At 71.0% G+C, this 1,848-nt stretch carries 3 protein-coding genes; 2 read left to right on the forward strand and 1 reads right to left on the reverse strand.

Going from position 1 to position 1,848, the window contains the following annotated elements:
• Window positions 1-118 precede the first annotated feature (118 nt).
• On the reverse strand, window positions 119-1,108 hold the full coding sequence (locus GWI24_RS43885) for an adenosine deaminase (RefSeq protein ID WP_210951588.1): 990 nt from the start codon (window positions 1,106-1,108) through the stop codon (window positions 119-121).
• Window positions 1,109-1,230: 122 nt separating this feature from the next.
• Here GWI24_RS43885 and GWI24_RS43890 point away from each other — a divergent pair, with 122 nt between their 5' ends.
• Together GWI24_RS43890 and GWI24_RS43895 are read left to right on the forward strand one after the other, a co-directional pair.
• Complete coding sequence (locus tag GWI24_RS43890; protein WP_308344291.1) at window positions 1,231-1,587, forward strand: hypothetical protein; 357 nt, start codon at window positions 1,231-1,233, stop codon at window positions 1,585-1,587.
• Window positions 1,584-1,832 carry a hypothetical protein gene (locus GWI24_RS43895; protein WP_210951589.1) on the forward strand — a complete coding sequence of 83 codons (249 nt, stop codon included), beginning with the start codon at window positions 1,584-1,586 and terminating at the stop codon, window positions 1,830-1,832. The genes GWI24_RS43890 and GWI24_RS43895 overlap by 4 nt, the downstream gene beginning before the upstream one ends.
• Window positions 1,833-1,848: the final 16 nt, after the last annotated feature.

A 1,848-nucleotide genomic window follows, 5' to 3' on the forward strand; every position in this document is an offset into this window, starting at 1 on the left:
GCGGGGCCGGGGCGGGCCAACACGGTGACGAACCCGGCGCTGGATCCGGTGTCGCGGATGCCGGAGTTCAAGGTGTGCGCGGTGCGCCTGGAGCCGGCCGGGGGCTGACCGTCTCCGGTCAGCGTCGGCTCCAGCTCTCGACCTCCTTCAGGTACGCCGCCCGCGTCTCCTCGTCGAGGAAGGCGGCCTGGAAGGAGTTGCGGGCCAGGGTGCGCAGGGTGGCCTCGTCGAGGCCGAGCGCGTCCCGTACGGCGGTGTAGTTGTCGCCCACGTAGCCGCCGAAGTAGGCGGGGTCGTCGGAGTTGACCGTCACCAGCAGACCGGCGTCCAGCATCGCGGGCAGCGGATGGTCCTCGAGGCGGTCCACGACGCGCAGCCGGACGTTCGACAGGGGGCAGACGGTCAGCGGGGTGCGGTCCGCGACCAGCCGGGCCACCAGCGCCTCGTCCTCCAGGCTCCGCACCCCGTGGTCGACGCGGTCCACGCCGAGGACGTCCAGCGCCTCCCACACATACGCGGGCGGCCCCTCCTCCCCCGCGTGCGCGACGCACTTCAGCCCGGCCTGCCGCGCCAGCGCGTACACCTCGCGGAACTTCGACGGCGGGTTCCCGACCTCCGCCGAGTCCAGGCCGACGGCGGCGATCCGGTCCAGATGGGGGCGGGCCGCCTCGAAGGTGGCCAGGGCCGACTCGGCGCTCTCGTCGCGCAGGAAGCACATGATCAGGCGCGTGGTGATGCCGTACGCGCGCGGCGCGGCGTCCAGCGCGCGGCCGATGCCACGGATGACCGTGTCGATCTCCACGCCGCGCGCGGTGTGCGCCTGCGGGTCGAAGAAGATCTCCGCATGCCGTACGCCCTGCTCACGGGCGCGGGCCAGATACGCGTTGGTGAGGTCGGCGAAGTCGTCCTCGGTGCGCAGCACGGTCATCAGCGCGTAGTAGAGGTCCAGGAAGTCCTGGAGGTCGCCGAAGGAGTACGCGGCCCGCAGCTCCTCCTGGGTGGCGAACGGCAGCTCGACCCCATTGCGCCCGGCGAGCGCGAAGGCCAGATCGGGCTCCAGGGTGCCCTCGATATGGAGATGGAGCTCTGCGGTGGGAATCGGGGGCATGGCGGGATCACCTGTTGGTTTTCGCTGACGGGGAGGTCACTCACCCTATCCGGGCGGCGGACCCGCCCGGAGCGATAAACTCGGCGCCGTCGGCAGTGCACTCAGCGACACAGGAGGCCACCGTGAGCAGTCAGCCGACCGAGGCCAGCGCTCCTCTGATCCCCATGCCGTCGCTGACCCCGGACGCGCTTCGGGTGGCAGTCGCCCAGATCGTTCCGAGTCGTCTCCCGGAACTGAACGAACATCTGGCCAGCGCGGCAACCAGTGCGCAGCGCACCAGCAGCGTGGGACCGCTGCGAGCCTTCACCGCGCATTGGGGAACCGTCGTCAACATCGAACGCTGGCCACAGCGCGCCGCTCGCTTCCACGCCTGTGAGGAACTGGCCGCGGATCCGCTGGCCGACCCGGAAGCAGCTCGCGCGGCGGCGAGCGAGATCGGCCGCATCCTCCGAACCGCGGCCGAGGAGATCGGTGCGTGAGTGACGCGTGGAGGTGGGAGTACGACCCCGACGCGGAACACATCGTGGGTGGTCTTCCCCCGCATGTCGTCGTTGAAGTGGAACGGCTCGCCCGTGAACTGGCCGTGCTGGGGAGCGACGCCACCGAGGTGGGCGCCGGTCACCGGCTGCGCAATCTGGCCTTCCTGGATGTGGGGCTGCTGTACTTCCTGCCGGTGCCCAGTCAGCGGCTGATCGCCGTGGTGCGCGTCACGTGGGCCGGGTGAGGCAACCGCCGCTCCC

Origin of the sequence: Streptomyces sp. MK37H (assembly GCF_018035285.1) — a bacterium.
In the GTDB taxonomy this organism is placed as follows: Bacteria; Actinomycetota; Actinomycetes; order Streptomycetales; family Streptomycetaceae; genus Streptomyces; species Streptomyces endocoffeicus.

Bases quoted from the DNA above. Each gene is read 5' to 3' on its own strand.
- GWI24_RS43885 (WP_210951588.1), bottom strand. From the start codon at position 1,108: ATGCCCCCGATTCCCACCGCAGAGCTCCATCTCCATATCGAGGGCACC.